Source organism: Nocardia albiluteola (assembly GCF_018860155.1).
In the GTDB taxonomy this organism is placed as follows: Bacteria; Actinomycetota; Actinomycetes; order Mycobacteriales; family Mycobacteriaceae; genus Nocardia; species Nocardia albiluteola.
On the sequence record NZ_JAHKNI010000025.1, the window covers coordinates 18,301 to 37,814 of the forward strand.

Annotated in this window: 15 protein-coding genes and 2 pseudogenes; 5 read left to right on the forward strand and 12 right to left on the reverse strand. The window is 65.2% G+C overall.

Annotation, left to right across the window (positions count from 1 at the left end; genetic code table 11):
* Positions 1–26: 26 nt before the first annotated feature.
* The gene (locus KO481_RS40275) at positions 27–353 is read right to left on the reverse strand and encodes a WXG100 family type VII secretion target (protein ID WP_215923831.1); all 327 of its coding nucleotides are present in this window, start codon (positions 351–353) and stop codon (positions 27–29) included.
* A gap of 508 nt (positions 354–861) precedes the next feature.
* Between KO481_RS40275 and KO481_RS44975 the strand changes: the two genes are divergently transcribed.
* Entirely contained in the window at positions 862–1,062 is a 201-nt protein-coding gene (locus tag KO481_RS44975) for a tetratricopeptide repeat protein (protein ID WP_504740225.1), read from the forward strand.
* 87 nt (positions 1,063–1,149) lie between these two features.
* On the opposite strand, the gene KO481_RS40280 is transcribed toward KO481_RS44975, so the two are convergent.
* Both KO481_RS40280 and KO481_RS40285 read right to left on the reverse strand, forming a co-directional pair.
* Positions 1,150–2,178: a DUF1003 domain-containing protein gene (locus tag KO481_RS40280; protein ID WP_215923832.1), complete on the reverse strand. Its 1,029-nt coding sequence runs from the start codon at positions 2,176–2,178 to the stop codon at positions 1,150–1,152.
* A gap of 186 nt (positions 2,179–2,364) precedes the next feature.
* Entirely contained in the window at positions 2,365–4,716 is a 2,352-nt protein-coding gene (locus tag KO481_RS40285; protein WP_215923833.1) for an arylsulfatase, read from the reverse strand.
* A 142-nt stretch (positions 4,717–4,858) separates the two neighbouring features.
* Here KO481_RS40285 and KO481_RS40290 point away from each other — a divergent pair, with 142 nt between their 5' ends.
* Positions 4,859–6,157 carry a PucR family transcriptional regulator gene (locus KO481_RS40290; RefSeq protein WP_215923834.1) on the forward strand — a complete coding sequence of 433 codons (1,299 nt, stop codon included), beginning with the start codon at positions 4,859–4,861 and terminating at the stop codon, positions 6,155–6,157.
* A gap of 91 nt (positions 6,158–6,248) precedes the next feature.
* Here the strand turns inward: KO481_RS40290 and KO481_RS40295 are convergent, their stop codons facing one another.
* From KO481_RS40295 to KO481_RS44585, 5 genes and pseudogenes are all read right to left on the reverse strand, one after another.
* Positions 6,249–6,689 (reverse strand): hypothetical protein, encoded by a 441-nt coding sequence (locus tag KO481_RS40295; RefSeq protein ID WP_215923835.1) that lies wholly within the window; start codon positions 6,687–6,689, stop codon positions 6,249–6,251.
* 129 nt (positions 6,690–6,818) lie between these two features.
* Positions 6,819–6,998: an acyl-CoA dehydrogenase family protein gene (locus tag KO481_RS40300; protein WP_308166968.1), complete on the reverse strand. Its 180-nt coding sequence runs from the start codon at positions 6,996–6,998 to the stop codon at positions 6,819–6,821.
* Between the two features lie 49 nt (positions 6,999–7,047).
* Complete coding sequence (locus KO481_RS40305) at positions 7,048–8,601, reverse strand: aldehyde dehydrogenase family protein (RefSeq protein ID WP_215923837.1); 1,554 nt, start codon at positions 8,599–8,601, stop codon at positions 7,048–7,050.
* Between the two features lie 44 nt (positions 8,602–8,645).
* Positions 8,646–9,068 (reverse strand): annotated as a pseudogene (locus tag KO481_RS44580) (SDR family NAD(P)-dependent oxidoreductase); the annotation flags it as partial.
* A 78-nt stretch (positions 9,069–9,146) separates the two neighbouring features.
* Positions 9,147–9,605, reverse strand: a pseudogene (locus KO481_RS44585) (AMP-binding protein); the annotation flags it as partial.
* Between the two features lie 127 nt (positions 9,606–9,732).
* On the opposite strand from KO481_RS44585, the gene KO481_RS40315 reads away from it, so the two are divergent.
* Positions 9,733–10,350, forward strand: a complete 618-nt coding sequence (locus KO481_RS40315) for a TetR/AcrR family transcriptional regulator (protein ID WP_215923838.1) — start codon at positions 9,733–9,735, stop codon at positions 10,348–10,350.
* Positions 10,351–12,247: 1,897 nt separating this feature from the next.
* Positions 12,248–12,967, forward strand: coding sequence for a FadR/GntR family transcriptional regulator (locus KO481_RS40320; RefSeq protein WP_215923839.1), 720 nt, complete (start codon positions 12,248–12,250; stop codon positions 12,965–12,967).
* 231 nt (positions 12,968–13,198) lie between these two features.
* Here the strand turns inward: KO481_RS40320 and KO481_RS40325 are convergent, their stop codons facing one another.
* Together KO481_RS40325 and KO481_RS40330 are read right to left on the reverse strand one after the other, a co-directional pair.
* Positions 13,199–13,966 (reverse strand): sulfite exporter TauE/SafE family protein, encoded by a 768-nt coding sequence (locus KO481_RS40325; protein WP_308166969.1) that lies wholly within the window; start codon positions 13,964–13,966, stop codon positions 13,199–13,201.
* Between the two features lie 102 nt (positions 13,967–14,068).
* Complete coding sequence (locus KO481_RS40330; RefSeq protein WP_215923840.1) at positions 14,069–14,749, reverse strand: carboxymuconolactone decarboxylase family protein; 681 nt, start codon at positions 14,747–14,749, stop codon at positions 14,069–14,071.
* Between the two features lie 173 nt (positions 14,750–14,922).
* On the opposite strand from KO481_RS40330, the gene KO481_RS40335 reads away from it, so the two are divergent.
* Positions 14,923–15,957 (forward strand): AraC family transcriptional regulator, encoded by a 1,035-nt coding sequence (locus KO481_RS40335; protein WP_215923841.1) that lies wholly within the window; start codon positions 14,923–14,925, stop codon positions 15,955–15,957.
* Between the two features lie 24 nt (positions 15,958–15,981).
* Here KO481_RS40335 and KO481_RS40340 read toward each other — a convergent pair whose 3' ends face one another.
* Both KO481_RS40340 and KO481_RS40345 read right to left on the reverse strand, forming a co-directional pair.
* Positions 15,982–17,322, reverse strand: a complete 1,341-nt coding sequence (locus tag KO481_RS40340; protein WP_215923842.1) for a DUF1254 domain-containing protein — start codon at positions 17,320–17,322, stop codon at positions 15,982–15,984.
* A 49-nt stretch (positions 17,323–17,371) separates the two neighbouring features.
* A complete protein-coding gene (locus tag KO481_RS40345; protein WP_308166970.1) occupies positions 17,372–18,883 on the reverse strand; it encodes a flavin-containing monooxygenase in 1,512 nt (503 codons plus the stop codon).
* Positions 18,884–19,514: the final 631 nt, after the last annotated feature.

Here is a 19,514-nt window from a genome sequence, read left to right on the forward strand (position 1 = left end):
CGACTTCCTCTGCGCGTGGCAGGAACTCAGAGCCGAAATGGCCGGTCTCCGCTGGCGACGATGCGAGCGATGGCGGTGCCGGATCCGCTATCGGTGCCTCGGTAGGTGCGGATTGCGTCTTCCAGTCGTGTGGAAAGTCCCGTCAACCGACCGGTCAGGACAGCAGCGTTGTCGCGGAGATGAGACAGCGCCTGTTCCATCGCTTTTCGAGATGCGCCCACCCACCCTGCCGCTGTCGCGGCCTCGATCGCCGAGTGGCCTGAATCGAACATCTGGTGACTGTCCTGGTGCCAGTCCGACAGCTGCCGCGCGGAGAGATGCATTTCGATGTAATCAACTTGAACGTCCGTCACGGGAACGCCTCCCCCAGAGGATTGATCGTGTGACCAAGTGTAACCCGGATGGGCCGTAACTCGTAGCGAAATACGTTACCGCCCCGGCCAATTCGGTCGTGCGCTACCCGTTCAATCCGGAGCTACGCGGAGACCTGGGCGGCCGATCATCAAGAGGTCGCGGAGGTCGTCGCCTTTGCCGAGGACACGCGGAGGTGGCATGGGACTCTCCGGGGCGCCAAAAATGCTGGCATTCTTTTCTCCGGGTTGAGGAGTTCCGTATAAATATACGGCAGTGCGGAAAGCGGAAACATCCGCTGGTAGGCGGATATTTATTGGTCCGGAACTGAACTTTTGCGGGCGTGGGTCGTGTTCGTGTACACCAGTCCGGTGGTCATCTTAAGACAACCGCCGCGGCCGCCCCTCGAACTCGGCGACATGCACAAAACCTACCGATCCGGGGACAGCTTCTCTGCCCGCGACCGTCCCGCCGGCGCACACGAGTCGGCGGGACGGGTGTGAAGAGGCGATCCCGGTGTACGAGCGAACCCTCGCCGACGCAGAGCGGGTCCTAGGCCACGACGATCCCAGCACTCTGACCACCCGCCACAACCTCGCCTACACCTACCAGTCGCCGCCGCCGTTCATCGTGCGAATGGTTCGGGTTACTACACGAATGCAGCAAAGCCGCAGGCCATTGACCTGCAGCTTTGTCGATTTGTGGAGCTAATGGGACTCGAACCCCTAACCCCCCACGCAGGCGTGGTGACGGCCCGCGTGGTTGTGCGCGGTCGAGCTCGGTGACTTTCAGGGCTGGTCAGGCGCGACGATTCTCCGCTTCGGATTCGACCGCGGCACGGATGTGGCTGATTGATGCCACGTCGGTCGTCGCTGAACAAGGCGCCTCACAGGGCTGTTGGCTGCACCCCTGGCTGGATTGCTTCCCGCAGAGGGGACTTCTGAATGGGCAGGCCACCCTGTCATCTGACCTTGCAGCAGTCCCGCGCCTCGTGGACACGGACCCGGTGAGCGACTCGGTCACCGGTGTCGTGCACGGATGTGCGAGCCGTTCGACGGCTCGACCGGTGACATACCCGGAGAGGCTGTCGATCACGCGGTCCTGCGCGGCGAGCCGCTGTTCCATTCGCCGGCATTCGCGCAGCACGGCCTCGGCGTCGAGGAAGGTCTGTTCGGATCGGCGGTCACCAGCGCGGCCGAGTACGTCCTGGCCGACCGTGATCACGATCATGAACAGCAGTTGCGCGAGAGTCGACAGAAAGGTCATGAACAGGAACGGGTATCGATCGAAGCGCTGGATTCCGGCCTGCGGCAACAGAATCCACAGCAGCTGCGATCCCGCCGCCAAATAGAACGCCCAGATGCTGCCCAATTTGGTGGTGAGCCAGGCCGCGATCCGATCGTTGCGGGTCACCACCCGCTCGGCAGCCCGGGGCGGATGCTGCACCTGATGTCTTTCGGTCCGGGGCTGGCGGTTCGACTCCAGCAGGCTGAGGCTGCGCCACAGCACCTCATCCTGCCGGTCCAAGTGCGCCTGTAGGTCGGCGACCTGCCGGAAGATCGCCTCGGTGTGCTCGTAGGTCTGCACCGCGCGCCGCTCCGCGTCGGCGCTCAGAACGCGCTGGCCGACCAGAATGATCAGGCACAGCACCAGTTGCGCCGCGTTGTTCAGGAACAACAGAAACGGGAACGGGTATGGGTCGGCTCGATGCAGCGGACCCCACCAGGTCGCCAGGGCCATGTACCCGCTGAAAACGACGAGCACCGCGTACACGGCGGGCATCGATCCCACCCAGCGGGTCACCGCGGCGGCAACGGCATCGTTCACCCGGATCCGTTGCTCACCTGTCCAATCTCCTTGCATGTAATTCCGTTACACCCCAATACAGTTCGAGCCGTTCACCAGTGCCCCTCGACCCATTCCGAAGACCCGGCGGGCCGACCCGAGGTCGGCCGCCGGGCATCCGAATCCGAGATCGGTGAACGCGTCCCGATACATTCGACGCATGGCCCGCTACTGGCGGGCCATGGCCGCGCGGATCTCGCCTTCCGTGTCGGTGATCGAGGTGCCGGAGACGTCGATCGTCACGGTGTGCAGGGTTCCGGTGAACCGGAACGGGGCCTCGTAGTCCACGGTCACCGCCGAGCCTGGATTGGCACCGCAGTGCAGCCCGCCTGGATTGAAGACGATCGGTGTGGTGACGGGGAAATCGGCGTGACCGATGAGACGGCCGTCGAGATAGAGCGACGCCCGACCGGGTGCTCCCTTGCCCGCGAGGAAATCCGGCAGCCCGGTGGGCTGGAACTCGAATCCCAGGCGATGGCGCCCAGCGGGAATCGGCTCGTCGGAGGACACGGTGAACCAGGACCGGCGCACGTAATTGTGCACGTAGTGCAGTCGGCCGTGCTGCAGGTAGAACGACCAGCCGCCGGTGTAGGCGCCTTCGCACAGCAGCACCCCTTCCGCTCCGGCGGCGGGAATATCGACGTCGGCGATGATCTGGTGCCGCCGATTGAAAAGCCTGGGAGACAGTGCCGCCGGGAGCATCTGGGTGCCGGGCCGCAAGGTGTACCTGGTGCGGTTGTCCGTGAGTTGTGGCCGCTCGTCCAGCATTCTGATCACTCCCCTGCCGTCGACCGGGAACACCTGGTATTTCCCGGCTTCCGCGTACCACAGACGGATCAGCTCGGCGAGCTTCTCGGGGTATTGGGCAGCCACATCGGTGTTCTCGGTGAAGTCCTCGGCAATGTGGTAGAGCTCCCAATGCCCGGCATCGAGTTCGGCGAGGTCCTGGGCGGTGATCGGCGCGCCGAAGGGACGTTCGGACTCGGCGAACGACGGGCCCGGCCAGGGGCATACGGCCCGCCAGCCGTCGTGATCGATCGCGCGGTGTCCGAGCATCTCGAAATACTGGGTGCGACGGCGGGCCGGTGCCGCGGGGTCGTCGAGAGTGTGCGCGAAACTGACACCGTGCATCGGGGTTTGCGCGACGCCGTTGATCGTGTCCGGCGGCTCGATGCCGAGCAGGTCCAGAACGGTGGGCGCGATATCGATGAGGTGCGCGTACTGGGTTCGCACCTCGCCGCGCGATTCGATACCGCGCGGCCAGTGGATGAGGAACGGATCGCTGGTGCCGCCGCGGTAGGTCTCACGCTTCCACCGCCGGAACGGGGCGTTGCCGGCCCAGGTCCAGCCCCACGGATAGTGGTTGAAGGTGGTGGGCCCGCCGAGGTCGTCGATATCCGCGAGGCTATCCTCCACCGGCTCTTGCGCGTTGTTGAAGAACTGCGCCTCATTGGTGGTGCCGGTGACGCCGCCTTCCGAGCTGGCGCCGTTGTCGGAGACCACCGCGATGATGGTGTTCTCGAATTCGCCGATCTCCCTCAGGAAGTCGATCACCCGGCCGATGTGATGGTCGGTGTGCGTGAGGAACCCGGCGTAGACCTCCATCATGCGGGCGGCCAGCCGGCGCGCGTCGGGGCTGAGGGAGTTCCAGTCCGGTACGTCGGGATCCCGCTGTGACAGTTCGGCATCGGCCGGGATGATGCCCAGCCGCTGCTGTTCGGCGAACACCGTCTCCCGGTACGCCTCCCAGCCGTCGTCGAAGCGGCCCTGGTATCGGTCGGCCCATTCCCGTGGCACGTGGTGCGGAGCGTGGGCGGCCGCGGGGCAGAAGTAAAGAAAGAACGGTTTCTCCGGCGCCGCCTGCCTGGCGTCGGCGATGAATTGAATCGCCTTGTCCGCCAAGTCCTCGGTCAGGTGATAGCCCTCTTCCGGGGAGCGATCCGGCTCGATCTGGTGGTTGTCGTAAACCAGGTCGGGATACCACTGGCTGGTGTCGCCGCCCATGAACCCGTAGAAGCGTTCAAAGCCACGCCCGAGGGGCCAGCGGTCGTACGGTCCGGCGGCCGACTCCTGATCGCTGGGCGTCAGATGCCATTTGCCGACGGCGTATGTGTTGTAGCCGTGTGCCAGCAGGGTTTCCGAGAGAAATCCGTTGGAGAACGGGATATTGCCGTCGTATCCGGGGTAGCCGGTGGCGAATTCGGTGATCGACGCCATGGCGTTGGCGTGGTGGTTGCGTCCGGTCATGATGCACGAGCGCGACGGCGAGCACAGGGCGGTGGTGTGCATATTGCTGTAGAGCAGGCCACCAGCCGCCAGTTCATCGAGCCGGGGTGTGGCGATCGGGCTGCCGTAGCACCCGAGCTGTCCATAGCCGACGTCATCGAACACGATGACCACGACATTGGGTGCGCCCGCGGCGGCCCGGACCCGCCGCGGCCATGCGGGGCTGGATTCATCGACAGTATGTCCGACTTTGCCGGGAAAGGCTGTGCCAGGGGTGTATTCGGTCAAGGCCATTGATCGACTCTCCGTTTCGAAGCATGGTGGACGGACATGGCCCCAAGCTAGGAGGGACACGGCCCGGAGCGCTCGTGTGCCGATGCCAAAGTCTCCGCACCGGATTGTCGCCACACGACAAACACGGGTAGATTCCGCGGTCATGAACATCGAGTGGTTGCCGACCGGGCGCCCCGACGCCGAGCGGTTGTGGCGCGAGGTGCTGCGGCCGATCGCGGCCGACATACGATCCGCGGCCGGGGAGCTGGCGCAGCGAACCGTCGCCCGGACGCGAGCCGAACTGCCCGACCTGTTCCCGGACACGCAGACCGTCGCCGAGCAGCTGGTCGCCACCGAAGCGGGCCTGCGGCAGCTGGCGCAGATCATGGAACTCGGCGCGGATCCACGAGGGCTGGAACTACCGCCGTCGATCCAGGCCATCGTCCGGTCCGGCGTCCGGCGTCAGATCGCGCTGGCGGACATGATGCGGTTCTACCGCTTGGCTCAAGAGCTGCTGTGGCAGTGGATATTCGCCCGCATCGCCGCCACCGCCCGGGATGCGGCCGCCCAGTCCGCCGCCGTCGAACTGGTCACCGGATGGATCTTCGCCTACGCGGATGCGGCGATGGTCCGCGTCGAACGCATCTACGAGCTGGAGCGCGAGGCTTGGCTGCACACCGCCGCGTCGGCCCGGTCGGCGGCGATCGAGGAAATCCTCACCGGCCGCGAACGAGACAGCCTGCGCGCATCGACACAGTTGCGGTACGAGGTGAACCGGCACCATATCGGCGCGATCATCTGGGCGGAGAGCGGGCCGGGCGACGACGCCCTGCCCGCGCTCACCGGGGCCGTCGCCGCCGTGGGGCGTCTCGTCGCGGCCGAAACCACCCTCGTCCAGCCGATGGGCACGCTCGCCGTCGCGAGCTGGGGCAGCCGGCGTGTGGCTTTCGACGACGCCGACCTCGACGCGCTGCGATCGCCGCGAGTCACGCGGGACGTTCCACCTGGCGTCGCCGTCGCCGTCGGCGAGCCGGGCCATGGGCTGGACGGGTTCCGGCGCACCCATTCGGAAGCGGCGCACGCCCGCCGCGTCGCCGCGCTGGCCCGCGGCCGTGGCGAGACCGTGACCCGATACCGGGACATCGCGGTCGCGGCGCTCGCCACCGCCGACAGCGCGCACGCGCTCGACTTCGCGACCAGGGCGCTGGGGGCACTGGCCGCAGACGACGAGTCCACCTACCGGCTGGCCGTGACCCTGGCGGTCTATCTGGACGAAAACTGCAGTCGCGTCCGCGCCGCCGAACGGCTCACCGTCCACCCCAACACGGTCGCGTACCGGGTCCGCCAAGCCGAAGCACTCCTCGGCCGCAGCGTCGGCAACGACGCCCTGGAGTTGCGGGTCGCCCTGGCGATACTGCCCACGCTGCCCGGCCTGGCCCACACCCGGTCAACGGATTTGTGATCCGGCGACAATCAGCGAGCATACCAACCGCCGCGCCGATGCCGCGGACCGACACCGGGTTCGCAACGACCGGCGACCGGCTGCGCCGCCTTCACGGTCGAACGGATCCCGCACCCGCCGGTGGGACGGTCAGGTGCCGGTGCAGCAGCGGACCGCCGACCCCGATGGCAAGCGCGAGCGCGAGGCCGACGAGCCCATGGACCCCAGGCAGCGTCGGCTCGAACAGCCAGGTCGCCAGCATCGCGGCCGCGACGAGGACGGCCTTCGCTGCCGCGAGCCGAAGCAGGGATATCCGGGGAGCGGTGGCGGGCCGACCGGCCTCCCACCGCCGCCTGATCAGATGCGCACCGGTCGGGACGACCAGCAGCACGGCCCCCAGCCGGAGGCCGTGCTCCCACAACGGCCCGGTCTGCAGCACCCACAGCAGGCCGACCACGACGCCGACGATCAAGTATCCGGCCCACATCAACACCGCCACCCGGCGCGCCCTCCGGGCCGAAATATGCTCCGGTGCACGGCTTTCCACGAACATTGGGCCTCCCTCACACTCGGACGACGGCCGATCGGGCGGCAGCCCCGCCGACCGGCGGAATCGCGAGGCGAGTGCGACGCGTCCGTACTCGCCCCCTGCCGCGGAATCACTTCGCCGACGCATCCGCTTTCACCAGTGACGTCGCGTCGAAACGTGCGGTGTGCCGTCGCCGATCTGGGCGCCCGAGACGTCACGCAGCATGGCTTGCAACGGCATCTCCTCCGACCAGCCGAGATACCCGTGCGGGACGACGGCGTCGTTGATCTCGGCGAACGCGGCCTGGGGCGCCCACCACTTGAAAGGATTCACGGTTCGTCTCTGTTCGATGCTCATTGATGTTCGGGGACTTGATGTTTCGTCATCGGGTGCGCGCGGGCAGCCGCCACATCGACGCGCTGCCGACCGTGGCCGCCACGGCGAGCAACCAGCGCACGACCCGTGCTTTGCGCGGGCCGTACGGGTACCACAGCGGTTCCCAGGGCAGAGGGCGCACGCGTGGTGCGGTGATCGCCTGCTGACGCGTGTACTTGCGCAGTCCCGCGGCTCCGCCCAGGCGCGCACCGGATCCCGACCGCTTCCATCCGCCGTGCGGCAGCCCCATCTCGAAGAGATTGGCGACCACATCGTCGACGTTGACCGCGCCGACCTCGAGCGCACGGGCGATCCGCTCGCCGCGGGCCCGGTCTCGGGTCCATACCGACGCCGACAAGCCGTATCCCGACTGATTCGCGCGCCGGACGGCTTCGTCGGCGTCGGCGACCTTGACGATCGGAATGGTCGGCCCGAAGGTCTCCTCGCGCATGCACGACATCGTGTCGTCGACGTCGACGAGCACGGTCGGCGCGAGAAAGGCGCCGTTGTAGCCGTCGTCGCCACCGGTGAGCGCTCTGGCTCCGGCGTCGAGCGCCTCATCGATATGACGCTGCGCGATCGCGCGCTGGGCCGGTGTGGCCATGGCGCCGAGGTCCACGGTGTGGTGCACGCGGTCGTCGCCCTGGCGCAGCGCGGCGACCTGGTCCACCAGACGCGCGACGAATTCGTCGTGGATCGGCGCTTCGACGTAGACCCGCTCGATCGAGACGCACGCCTGGCCCGAGTTGAGCAGTGCGCCCCAGGCGATTCCGCGCACCGCGCGATCGAGGTCCGCGTCGGCCAGCACGATTGCCGGATCCTTGCCCCCGAGTTCCAGGCTGTAGGGGATCATCCGGTCCACGCATCGGTGCGCGATGGCCTGCCCGGTGCGGGTGGACCCGGTGAACTGGACGTAGTCCACGTTCTCCACCACCGCGGACCCGGTCACGCCGTCGCCGGTCACCACGGCGAACACCGCCGGCGCCCCGATCTCCCGCCAGCCTCGCTGCAATTCCAGCGCGGTCAGCGGCGTCACCTCCGATGGCTTGAGCAGCACCGCCGCGCCGGCGAGCAGGGCGGTGACGGCGTCCGCGCCGGGAATCAGCATCGGGAAGTTCCACGGCGAGATCACACCCACCACGGGGTAGGGACGGTGGATCCGCGTCATCCGCTTCGGCGCGCTCAGCAGTCCCGACGGCCGGATGCGTTCGTCGGCGAGGAATTCCGTTGCGTGCCGGGCGAAATAGCTGATCGCCTCGGCCACGAACGGCAGTTCGATCTCCGCCTCGGCGCGCGGCTTGCCCGACTCGGACTGCAGTACGTCAGCGATCCGATCCTGTTGCGCAAGCAGCCAGTCGCGCAGCTCGCGCAGCCATCCGGCCCGGGCCGCGGACCCGATCGCCTCCCATTCCCGTTGCTGCTCACGCAGTTCCCGGACGATCGCGGCCACCGCCTCGGGCCGCTCGTTCGGCACCTTCGCAAGTACCGTGCCGTGGATCGGAGACAGCACCTCGATCTCGCCGGTACCGAAGGGGTGCTGTGCCGTGTCCGACCCGCTCATGCCGCACCGCCGGTGAGTCGCCGGTGGTAGCGCTCTCGGAGCACGGGGTCGACGGTCGAGATGCCCGTCATCCACTTCGGCATTCGTGTTCCGGCGGACAGCTCGGTGCGCACCACGCCGGGCAGGACGAGCGTGACGGCGATGCCGTCGGCGCGCAGCTCGCGCTCGAGCGTTTCGGTGAACCCGATGACGAAACGCTTTGTCCCGCAATAGGTGGCCAGACCCGGCAGTACCGTCACGCCGGCCAGCGACGCGATGTTGACGAGGTGCCCGCTGCCCCGCGGCCGGAACCGCTCGACGGCGAGGCGGGAACCGGTGAGTACGCCGTTCACGTTGATGTCCACCATCCGCGCGGTCATCGCGGAATCCTCGTCAGAGAACAATCCGGTCGGCATGATGCCGGCGTTGTTCACGAGCATGTCGAGTGGACCCAACCCGGCCTCCGCGGCGGTGAGAAAGGCAGAGAACTTGAGGATGGCGAAAACCGTGCGCCACGCGGCCTCGAAATCGAAGTCCGGGCGTCCGGCCGACTCCAATTCGGCCAGACTCATGATCTCGGCTTCGTCCCGGTCTTCGTCGACGCAGACGACGTGCTGGACCTTGCCGTCGCGACGCGCCTCGAGCACTTTCGGCAGGAACTGCGCCTCGCACACGACAACGGTGTTCTCGGCGTTGGCGAACAGGTAGCCGATCTGCTCGACGCTGCTGGCGTTGTAGATCGAGAACGGGGTCGCGCCAAGGTGATAGGCGGCGGTGTCGACCAGGTGGAATTCGGGCCGGTTGGTCAGCATGAGCGCGACGATGTCGCCGCGGGAGACGCCGAGGACCGCCAGTCCCGCGCCGATGCGCCGGACGCGCTGGGCGTATTCGCGCCAGGTGATCGACACCGCGCCGTCCGAGGTTCGCAACGCGATCTGGTCGGCGCGGGCCGCCGCGGTGGCCTGAAAGAGTTCGCAGAAGCTGCCGGCCGCGCGTATCCGCTCGATCGCCGTTGACTCGGGCATAGGAATCCTTCAGCAGATGGGTACGTGTATCGGTAACTTAGTACCCAAATGTGTACCCAGTCAAGGGTCTCTGTACGATGAGCACCTGAATTTCGAGCCAAGGACAGCCGGAAGCAAAGGATCACCGATGCCAGCTACGCGGACCAGCCCACGCCGGACGGGCACGGTGCGCCGGATGAGCGAGGAGCGGCGCGACGAGATCCTGCAACGCCTGGAGAACATCATCCTGGCCGAGGGTTTCGCCGCCCTGACGATCGACGAGATCGCCGGTCGGCTGCAATGCTCCAAGTCCACCCTGTACGGCGTCGCGCCGAGCCGGGAACAGCTGATCATCAAGACGTTCGAGCGCGTCTTCCGCGTCCGAGCCGAGAAGATCGACCGGCAGGCCCGCGCGGCCGGCGCACCGCGAGAACGAATCATCAACCATATCAACGGAGTTCGCGACGAGATGGCGACCCTCTCGCGGGCCTGCTACACCGACATGCGAGCCTTCGAGCCCGCCGACGATCTGTACCGCCGCAACGCCCACGCCTCGGCCGACCGATTGCGCGAATTCATCGACGAAGGCATCTCGGATGGATCCTTCCGGCCGGCGAACGCGGAATTCCTGGGCCTGGCGGTGAATTTGCTGCTCGAGGCCGTGCTCGACGGAACCTTCGCCGACCGCCTGCAACTGTCGGACGCCGACGCCTACGTCGAGATCACCACCCTGATCTTGCACGCACTGTCCGCGCCCCCACGGTAAGGGCGCGTTCACCGTTGCAAGCAGGAGCAGCAGGACCAACAGATCCACTGCAATCCGGTCGCCGCCGGAGCGCTGCAATCGCATATGCATCGGGGAATACCGACCAGAAGCGTAGTTCTCGACATCGCCCAAAGGCGGATTCGCAATCACGACGTCGACGGTATTAGCTCTGTGATGTCGGTAGAACTCACTGGCAGTGGGAGTTTCACCCCACTGCGGACCGCGACACACGCGACACGCCGAGGTAATCCCTACCGCCAGTAGGGGTGCCGCTCAAGGGTTGATCATCGGTGAGCGCGGCGACGTCGAGCCCGCGGTGAGTTCGGCTCTGTCCCTCTAATGGTCTTTCCGGCGTTGTCTGTGAGTGGGTAGGGCAGACTCGGACTCTCCGACCTCCACGATGTGGGATGGCCCGGCGACCAGGATTTCGCGGTTCGCATTACCGGGCGCCTGCGACCACGCCGGGACTCGAGCACCCACCTCCGGACGCGGACCCCAATCAGCCCGGCACATCACCGACCCCGAAAAACAGCATCCCAGCCCTGGCGTCGCCATCACCGACCCGAAACAGGCCGGGCCGGACAGCTCGACAGCAAGACCTCCATCGACTCGTGGTCGGGGGCGATGCGAGCGAAGCTTTTCCACCTCCACCCCGCCACGTCCTCGACAATGGTGATTGCGGATCCATTTCGACATCTGATAATCAAATGCGCATATATAGGTACCGAGGTATTTCTGGCAGGCACCCGCACGGCACCGACCCACCGAGAGCGACGTAGCAGATTCCAAGACATTCATGGGTCCCCCCGAACTCGCTGCCACAGATTTTGTGGCAGGCGGCAGACGATCCGGCCGCGCGCTAACCGGCCGCCCAGCGCAGTTCCAGCACCAGCCGAACAGCCCCGAAACGGCACAGGACGTGGCCGAACCGCGTCAGTATCAGGACGTCCACAGGACGTCACAGGTCCACGAACAACAACGAACAACAACCGCCAACATGCCCCAACAACAACGAACCCGCAGGTCGCAGCGGTTCGGCGGACGAAAGCGGCCGGTCGCCAGTAGCATCCAAGGATGCGATCGATACGCAAATAGTCGACCCCGCTGTCGTCCGGATAGTTGGTCGATATTCGCTGCAAATAGAGCAAACCCGCAGCTCAGCAGTTGTTTGGCACGGCGTGGACCAGTGGATTCAGGCTGCCGATATTAGTGATCGCCGATTCTCCGGGGACCCACAGAACGTCGACAGGACGTCGCGGAATCATTGAATCATTACCACCCTCTCCCGGCACCCTCCGACAGACTGCTGGCGAGCCTGCGTAAGCGTCACGGCGTCCGGATCGTCGTGCATGATGAATCCACCACATATGCCGAAGCCGTCCGACGTTGCGCTGCCTACTGCGCAGCAGGTATCGGATCGTTCGAGGCCCGCGCAGCGTCGTCTTCGACTTCTGCCGCTGCACCTACCGATTGGAAGGTCCGCGTGATCTCGTGGTCGATGCGTCCAGCGCGCGTTTCCGAACAGCTCCGGCCAGCGCTCGAACACCGCAACGCGGTGCCCGGCCTTGCCGAGCAGGGCGGCGGCCGTCTGCCCTACGGGTCCGTATCCGACCTGCACTACGTCGTACATGTCATTCAACATTGGTTCTGCATCAGCTCCAGGGAGTACATGCATAGCTGTCGCGGCGCTGGCGCCGGTCTGCGACAACAGCCAATTGAGCATATTCAATAGTGGCAAATGTCGCGAGGTAGCTCTCACATGAAGAAAGTGGCATGATCGATACGTATTGATCATGTCTGGATCGGTACTATGCCTGGTAGGGCGGAGAGGCTGGCATGGGCGAGTGACTGCGCTCGAAGATCGAGTAGCTCCAACACGAGACCGGGGACGCCGGCGATGATCGAGCCAGCTCGGTACACGACCGTGGACGCAGCGTTGAGTCGAACCGAACACGCGGTGCAGGCGATCACGCATCTCGCTGAGCGCGCGGCGCCCGGGGCCAGGTTGGGTACCAAGGGGGAACTGCAGGAGTGGTGCGGAGTTGCCAAGGGCACGTTCAACGAAGCGCTTCGCATCCTGCAATCGCGTGGCGTGATCTCGGTCAGACCCGGGCCCGGTGGGGGACTGTTCGTGGCGTCTCCGACGCCGATCGCTCGTCTGGGTAACTCGATACTCTCGCTCGACGCCGCTGAAGGCGACGTCGCGGACGCGGTTCGCATCCGAGACGCGCTCGATCCGCTGTTGATCGAGGATGCGCTGGCGCACGGATCCGCAACCGACATCGCGCGAATGCGTGCAGACTTGGCGGCGATGCAGCGGGCGATCGACCAGACCGATGCCACGGACTTCGTCCATTCCAATTGGAAGCTGCACGCCACGATCGCCCGGGTCAGCCCCAATGCAATCTTGAAGTCGATCTATTTGAGTCTGCTCGACCTGATCGAGTCCCATACCGTGTCGGTTGAGCCGACCGGCGAAGAACCGTTGTGGGACTACATTCGTCAGCGATACCAGTTACATATCGACCTCGTCGACGCGATCGACTCCAGAGATCGCCACAGCGCGTTGCGACTCATCCATACCCACAACACAACACAAGGCGAGGGGCCTGGTTAGGACTCGCGGCTCCGCCCCGTTCAGCCGCTCCAGGTACCGCCACCCGCGTACCCAAACCTGTCATTCCCGCGTGCTTTTGGCGGGAATCCACCTGGCACGTAACAGGTCAACTATGGATCCCGGCCAAAGGCACGCCGGGATGACGACATCGAGCGCCGGACGCACGGCCCGTCACCGGGAGCGGGCCGCCAGGACCGCGGCCTGCACCGCCACCGAACCTCTCACGCAACGCTAGCCGTGAAAGATGAGATAAGGGGCGAGCCCGAGCAGGCTGACGACCAGAGTGTATTTCAGTGTGCGGATGGGCAATGCGCGTGCGACAATCCAGCCCAGAAGTGCTCCGGCAAGTTCGGGGATGGCGATTACTGCGGCCAATCGCCAGTCGATGACGCCGACGGCGAAGTAGCCGAGGGTGCCGATGCCAGCGATGGCTACGGACTGCACTTGAGCAGCGGCGATTGCCGACAGCACGGGCACATCGAGCGCGATCAGCAAGGGCACGGCGAGAACGGGGCCGCCGACGCCAACCAGCCCGCTGGCGGTCGCGACGCCGAATCCGAGGGCCACGACCGTGATCGGACTGGGGTGCCGGTGTGAGGTATCGACCGGGGAATGGCGGTCGCGGTACCACACGAGTGCGGCGACGGCGGCGACGAACGCACCGAGCAGAATGCCGAATGCCTGACTGGATACTCCCTTGTTGATCACGACGCCGAGTGGGGCGCCTATGACGGCGGTGGCGGCGAGGATCAGGGCGGTTCGACGGGTACTCCGGTCGCGGAGCTGCCCGGAACGGGTGTAGGCAGCGGCAGCCAGTACGCCGGTAGTGATATTGGTGACCATCGCGGTACCGGCGATCTGTGCCGGAGACAGGTTTGTGAAGGCGAAGAGACCGATGGTGACCAATACGCCGCCGGGACCAAGGGCGGTGACCCCCACACCGGCGACGAACCCGAGTACCGCCATGCCGATGAGCAATGCGGGTCCCAACCCGGTCACCGACGCACCAACTGCCGACGATTAACAGATATTTCCGAATACGTGACAGCCACGGCGAACCTCCAACAGGCGATCAAACGGATGAATCGGCTGATCAGGCGTTCAGTGGCCACGCAAATTTTCGGATTCGTCGTCCAGAATCGGCAGTGCTGACTCGTACACTTCGTTGCCCTGCTGGGCGACGATCGTGAGGACCTCGAGGACCTGTTCACGGGTGGCGCCGAGCTCGAGTGCGGCCTGAATATGCCGGCGGGTACCGGGCTCGTACATGTGGGTCAGCGCCGCGTTACCGGCCACGCTCAGCAGCTCGATCCACAGTGCGGGCAGCACGCCATCGCGCGAGAGCGCAACCTTGATTTCGAGAAAGGTCTCCAGCAAGTCGGGGACCAATTCGTACATACTCTCCCACCGCGGATTGAATTCACCTCGATCGCGAAGCCGGTCACATGTTGGCGTCGGATGCGCGGGCGTTGCGGGTTCGCCGCGCTTTCCTTTCCGGTCCAGTTCATCCGCCAATATCGGAGTGCTGGTGGCGCAGGCGTTGATGCCGATCACCGAGGACAGCTCGATGACTTCGAGGAGTTCATCGCGAGTCGCACCGAGTTCGAGCGCGCGGCGGATGTGGCGGCGAATTCCGGGCGTGTACAGGTGAGTGGCCGATACGTCGATCGCAAACCGGATGAGCTCTACCAGTTTAGTGTCCAGGACACCGCTCGAAGTCGGCGGAACATCAATCTTTCCGGCCAGTTCATCAGCGAGGCTCGGCGTATTGTCGATAGTCAATTTGATCCTTGTCAATAGTTGCAGCGGGTGCTGTCCAGATATGACTCGAACTCGGGAGTTCCGGGGGCAGCTGCCGCACCGATCGATGTGCAGTCACCGTAACGACGATCGTGTGTGGTTGTTATTCTTTTCGTCGCTCGGTTTTAGCATTTAGTAACGTGAGGTGATCATCAATGGGGTTTCGGTCCGATGACCTTGGGCAGAAGTCCATCCCGGTCGGCGCGCTGTCGCCGCTTCCCGAGATCATGCGCGATTTCGGCCAGGACCCGTGGGAGTTGCTGGAATCACACGGTGTGACGGCGCGACTGTTGGCCGACCCGAAGCGGCCGGGGATCCCGATCACCTCGCACGGCCGCATCGTTGCGGACGCCGTGGCCGCGACACAATGCGACCACCTGGGCCTGTTGCTCGGCCAGCGAGGCTTCCTCGACAACACCGGGCCGCTTCGATTTCTCATCCTCAACACGCCGACGGTGCGCGAGGCGATCGAGGCGCTCGTTCGATTCGGTCCGATCTGGCATCGCGCGGTCGACAGCGCGTTGTCGTACGAACAGGGCTACGTGAGTCTTTCCATCACGATCGACGGCGTGTTCCCGGGCCGCGACCAGATCCTCACGTCCTATCTCACTGCCGTCGTCAAGATTCTGGAGATGGTCCTGGGACGGTCGTGGCGCCCGACCGCGGTGCGGATCTCCCATCGGGAGCCCGAATCCGCCGCGCTGTACCGGCGATTCTTCCGCGCGCCCGTGCTGTTCGACCAGCCCCAGCACAAGGTGTTCTTTCCCGAGCAACTGCTCGACGAGAAGCGGGCCGGGTCCGACCGGCGACTGGAGAACTTCCTGCGGCAGGAACTCATCGAATTGCAAGGCGCCGAACAGCCCGACCTGGTGCGTCAGGTCCGCGATGCCATCGAAAGCCTGCTGCCCACCGGAGAATGCACTATCGAGCGAGTGGCCGCGCTCTTCGCCGTGCATCGACTCACGCTGCACCGCCGTCTCGCCCGGCACGATACGACGTTCGAGGCGCTGGTGGACGACACCCGGCGTCGATTGGCCGAGCAAATGCTCACCTATACCGACCTCCCCATCGCCGAGGTCGCCGCAGCGCTCGGCTACCGCAACCAAGGCAACCTCACTCGCGCCTTCCGGCGCTGGCACGACACCTCCCCCCGAGACTGGCGCGCACGACCACCTGCCGACCCGGCCTGACGAGCAATCGACGCTGTCCCGCCGCTATGTCACGCCCTGCACGGGTGGGGGGGACCATGATCCGTCGATGGCTTCATCGCTGGGCAGAATAAGGCGCAGAACCAGGAAGTAGGGTCCGGTCTGCGGGCAGGGCAGCCAGTTGGATTCGCCGGTGGCCGGCGGAGTGCTCCGAATCTCGAGGGTCAAGCCACCGTGCTCGTCGTAGGTGAGGTCTGGTGTGCGGTCACCGATGGCGTACCGATTGATCGGGTTGTCGACGAAGTTCGTATCCAGGCCGTAGAGCGTCAGTGACCAGAACGCCCGCCCGAGAAGTTGTATACCGGCCCCGAATCGGATCTCGTACGCCTTGTCGCCGGTCAGAGCGTCGCCGGCCGAGTCGACGAAGGTGAGGGCAATGATGGCCTCGTCGGGATCGTCGGCGACGATCGCTCCCAGACACTGCACGGCGGCACGGGTCAGGAAGTCGCCGCTGTCTCCCGAACGCCCGATGTTCGCGGGTGGGGAGATCCAGCCGTTACGAACTATCCCCCGCCCACCCATCGCCACGCCGATCAACTCACGGCCACGCACCGCCGCGCGGGCGAGTCCCCTTTTCGTGGCGTCGTCCAGAGCGTCGACGTCCAGTCCGGGACCCAGCCCTATTTCTGCCCAGGAATCGACGAGGTCGCTGTGGCGGCCGGGGGGATTCTCGGCCATCGCCTTGTTCATCGTCTTCCACGGGGCCAACGGATCCCCGTCGTCGGCAAACGGCGGCCACACGTTTCGGTCCTCCGGTGCCGGCTCGTCACTACCCCAGCGGCTCAGTGGGGTAAGACGGTACTGGTCCTGCAGCGTTGTCACGGTGGGCAGATCCGCCGGCCCGTCGATGAGGGTCCTGCCCATTATCAGCACGGCCGGGGTGCGCGAGGCGGGCAACGCATGGACATCCGCGGGTAACGTCCCGTCCCAGCCGGGCCCGATGATCGCGAACGATCCGGCGGCTGAGCCGGTTGTGCGCGTTCCGACGTAGGCGAAGTTGTCGGAATCCATGCCGGCCATCAGAAAGGCGAAGTACCGGTCCCCCATGTGAGGGTGGGTCAAGATGATCGGCTCCTTGCCCACGTCGAGCCACGCGATCGAATACAGCACGTCCTGGTTCGGTGAGCCGCCATCGCGATAGGAGGCGTCGGTGAGCTGGCGGGCATGCCAGAACTGGTTCAACGCGGCATACGGTGACCGCTCCGGGTCTCTGGGCACATTAGTCCACAGATAACGCAGCGACGATAGATGAATCCAGGGGAACCCGTAGACAAACGCCTGCACTCCCTGGGTGTAGGCATGCTCCTCACGCCAGTCCAACTCCCCGGCGCCGTTGCCGTTGATCACGATCAAATCCTTTCATTGTGCGTATAAGCCTCAGTGTTTTCGGCGAAGTTCACGACAGTGCTCGGCTGCCGGCAAACCGTGGCGAGCGGGATGACGTGCGCGTCCCGGACCGGCGGGAGAAACGCAGGACGCCGTCGTCGATGCGGCCGTTGCGCAACCGGAACAGGTTGATCACGTAACTGGGGACCTTCCACGGGAATCGTGAACCGGCCATGGGGAATTCATGCACGGAACGCTGCACGTATCCGGACTGAAGATCGAGCATCGACCGGGTGGCTCGCGTGGGGTCGTCGTTGATCGGGACGCATTGCTCATAGCCATGAACGTCCAGGTACCGCAGCAGCCGGACGACGTATTCGGCGGTCAGGTCGGCACCCAGAGTCCAGGAGATCTTGACGCCGCCGAAGGCAAACGCGAAGTTCGGGACACCGCTGAGCATCATTCCCTTGTACGACATCGTTTCCGGCAGTTCGATGTCGTGGCCGTCGACGCCGAGCTGGATTCCACCGAGGGCAAGCATCCGTAATCCGGTGGCCGTCACGACGATGTCCGCCTCGAGTTCGGCGCCGGATTCCAGGCGCAGCCCGGTCTCGGTGAACTCCTCGATGTGATCGGTGACCACCGATACCCGCCCACTTCGAATCGTCGAGAACAGATCTCCGTCGGCAGCCAGGCACACGCGCTGGTCCCACGGCCGGTAGCTCGGCCTGAAATGGGTGTCGACATCGTAGCCGGGTGGAAGCTGGCGGATAGTCGCCTTGCGGATCGCGGACCTCACGAAGTCCGGGCGGCGTTGGCCGATCTGATAGAGCAGCGTGCTCTTCAGAATGTTCCGCCACCGCACAACGGAATACGCACGACGAGATCCGAGCACGCGTTGCAGAGTTCTCGCGAGCGAATCCTCGCGGGGCCGCGCGAGGATATAGGTGGGTGAGCGCTGCAGCATCGTGACATGCGCGGCTTGGTCGGCCATGGCCGGGACAAGACTCACAGCCGTTGCGCCACTGCCGATTACGACGACCTTCTTACCGGCGTAGTCGAGATCCTGCGGCCACGCCTGCGGGTGACACACGGTTCCGCCGAATCGCTCGATACCGGGGAATTGCGGCGTATGGCCGGCGTCGTAGTGGTAGTAGCCGGAGCAGACATACAGGAAGTCACAGGTCACGGTGACCGTTTCTGCGCCGTGGCGCGCCGCCACCGTCCAGCGGGCGCTCTCGCTGGACCATTCCGCGCGGACCACCCGGTGCCCGACATGGATATACCTATCGATCCCGGACTCGGCGGCGGTGTCACGGATGTAGCGCAGAATGGATTTCCCGTCCGCGATGGCGTTCGCACGTGTCCACGGCCGGAACTGGTAACCGAGCGTGTACATGTCCGAGTCGGACCGCAGGCCGGGATACCGGAACAGATCCCATGTCCCCCCAGTGGTTTCGCGCGCTTCGACGATGGCGTAGGTCCGCTCGGGAAAGGCGGACTGGATGTGGTGTGCTGCGCCGATGCCGGACAGGCCGGCACCAACGATCAGCACGTCGACGTGCTCGGGCACGGTGGTCACAGGACCTCCTCGTGGAACTCGCACGCCGACGTGCAGGTGCGAGACCGAATCAGGCTGGTGCGTCAGCGAACCGGTGAAACTGCCGTGGCCGACGAGCACCGCGCGGGTGGATTCTGAATGATCAGAGCAGCCACTGTAACTACGATCACGCGACTACTTTTCTCATTAGGTTCCAAGCTTTTAGCATTGCGTTTCAGGTTCGTCGACCAGTAATCCACACCGACAACGGGGCTGGAAAATGCTGCGGCTGTTCACCGAACATGTCCTCCCCGCAATCAGCCCCAAGCGACTCTCCTACCCGCCGCCGTGGAGGACGGGACCGAAGAGCTGTTCACCGATCGGCTTGCTGACGGCAGCCTGACAGTCGGCCCAGCCCTGTTCCTGTGCAGCGCGGCCGGAAGCGGTTGGTGCAGTTCGGAGTCGATAGCAGCGCGATCCATTGGTTCGCGGCATCCGGTGTGCCGTAGGGCACCAGCCCGAATGCGATCGCGGACACGTCGATCAGAGCACGCTGCAAGCGCGGCTTGCGCGAAAGCTGGTCGGGTGACTCGAAATTCGGCGGCAGACGGAAAACGAATAGCCGAAAAGTTCGGTGGCCCGGGCGACCCGCTGCAGGACGGTGTTGCGGCGG

Excerpts from the sequence above, each read along its gene's own strand:
- KO481_RS40285 (WP_215923833.1), bottom strand. The coding sequence starts at position 4,716 with ATGGCCTTGACCGAATACACCCCTGGCACAGCCTTTCCCGGCAAAGTC.
- KO481_RS40290 (WP_215923834.1), top strand. The coding sequence starts at position 4,859 with ATGAACATCGAGTGGTTGCCGACCGGGCGCCCCGACGCCGAGCGGTTG.
- KO481_RS40295 (WP_215923835.1), bottom strand. The coding sequence starts at position 6,689 with ATGTTCGTGGAAAGCCGTGCACCGGAGCATATTTCGGCCCGGAGGGCG.
- KO481_RS40305 (WP_215923837.1), bottom strand. The coding sequence starts at position 8,601 with ATGAGCGGGTCGGACACGGCACAGCACCCCTTCGGTACCGGCGAGATC.
- KO481_RS40315 (WP_215923838.1), top strand. The coding sequence starts at position 9,733 with ATGCCAGCTACGCGGACCAGCCCACGCCGGACGGGCACGGTGCGCCGG.
- KO481_RS40320 (WP_215923839.1), top strand. The coding sequence starts at position 12,248 with ATGATCGAGCCAGCTCGGTACACGACCGTGGACGCAGCGTTGAGTCGA.
- KO481_RS40335 (WP_215923841.1), top strand. The coding sequence starts at position 14,923 with ATGGGGTTTCGGTCCGATGACCTTGGGCAGAAGTCCATCCCGGTCGGC.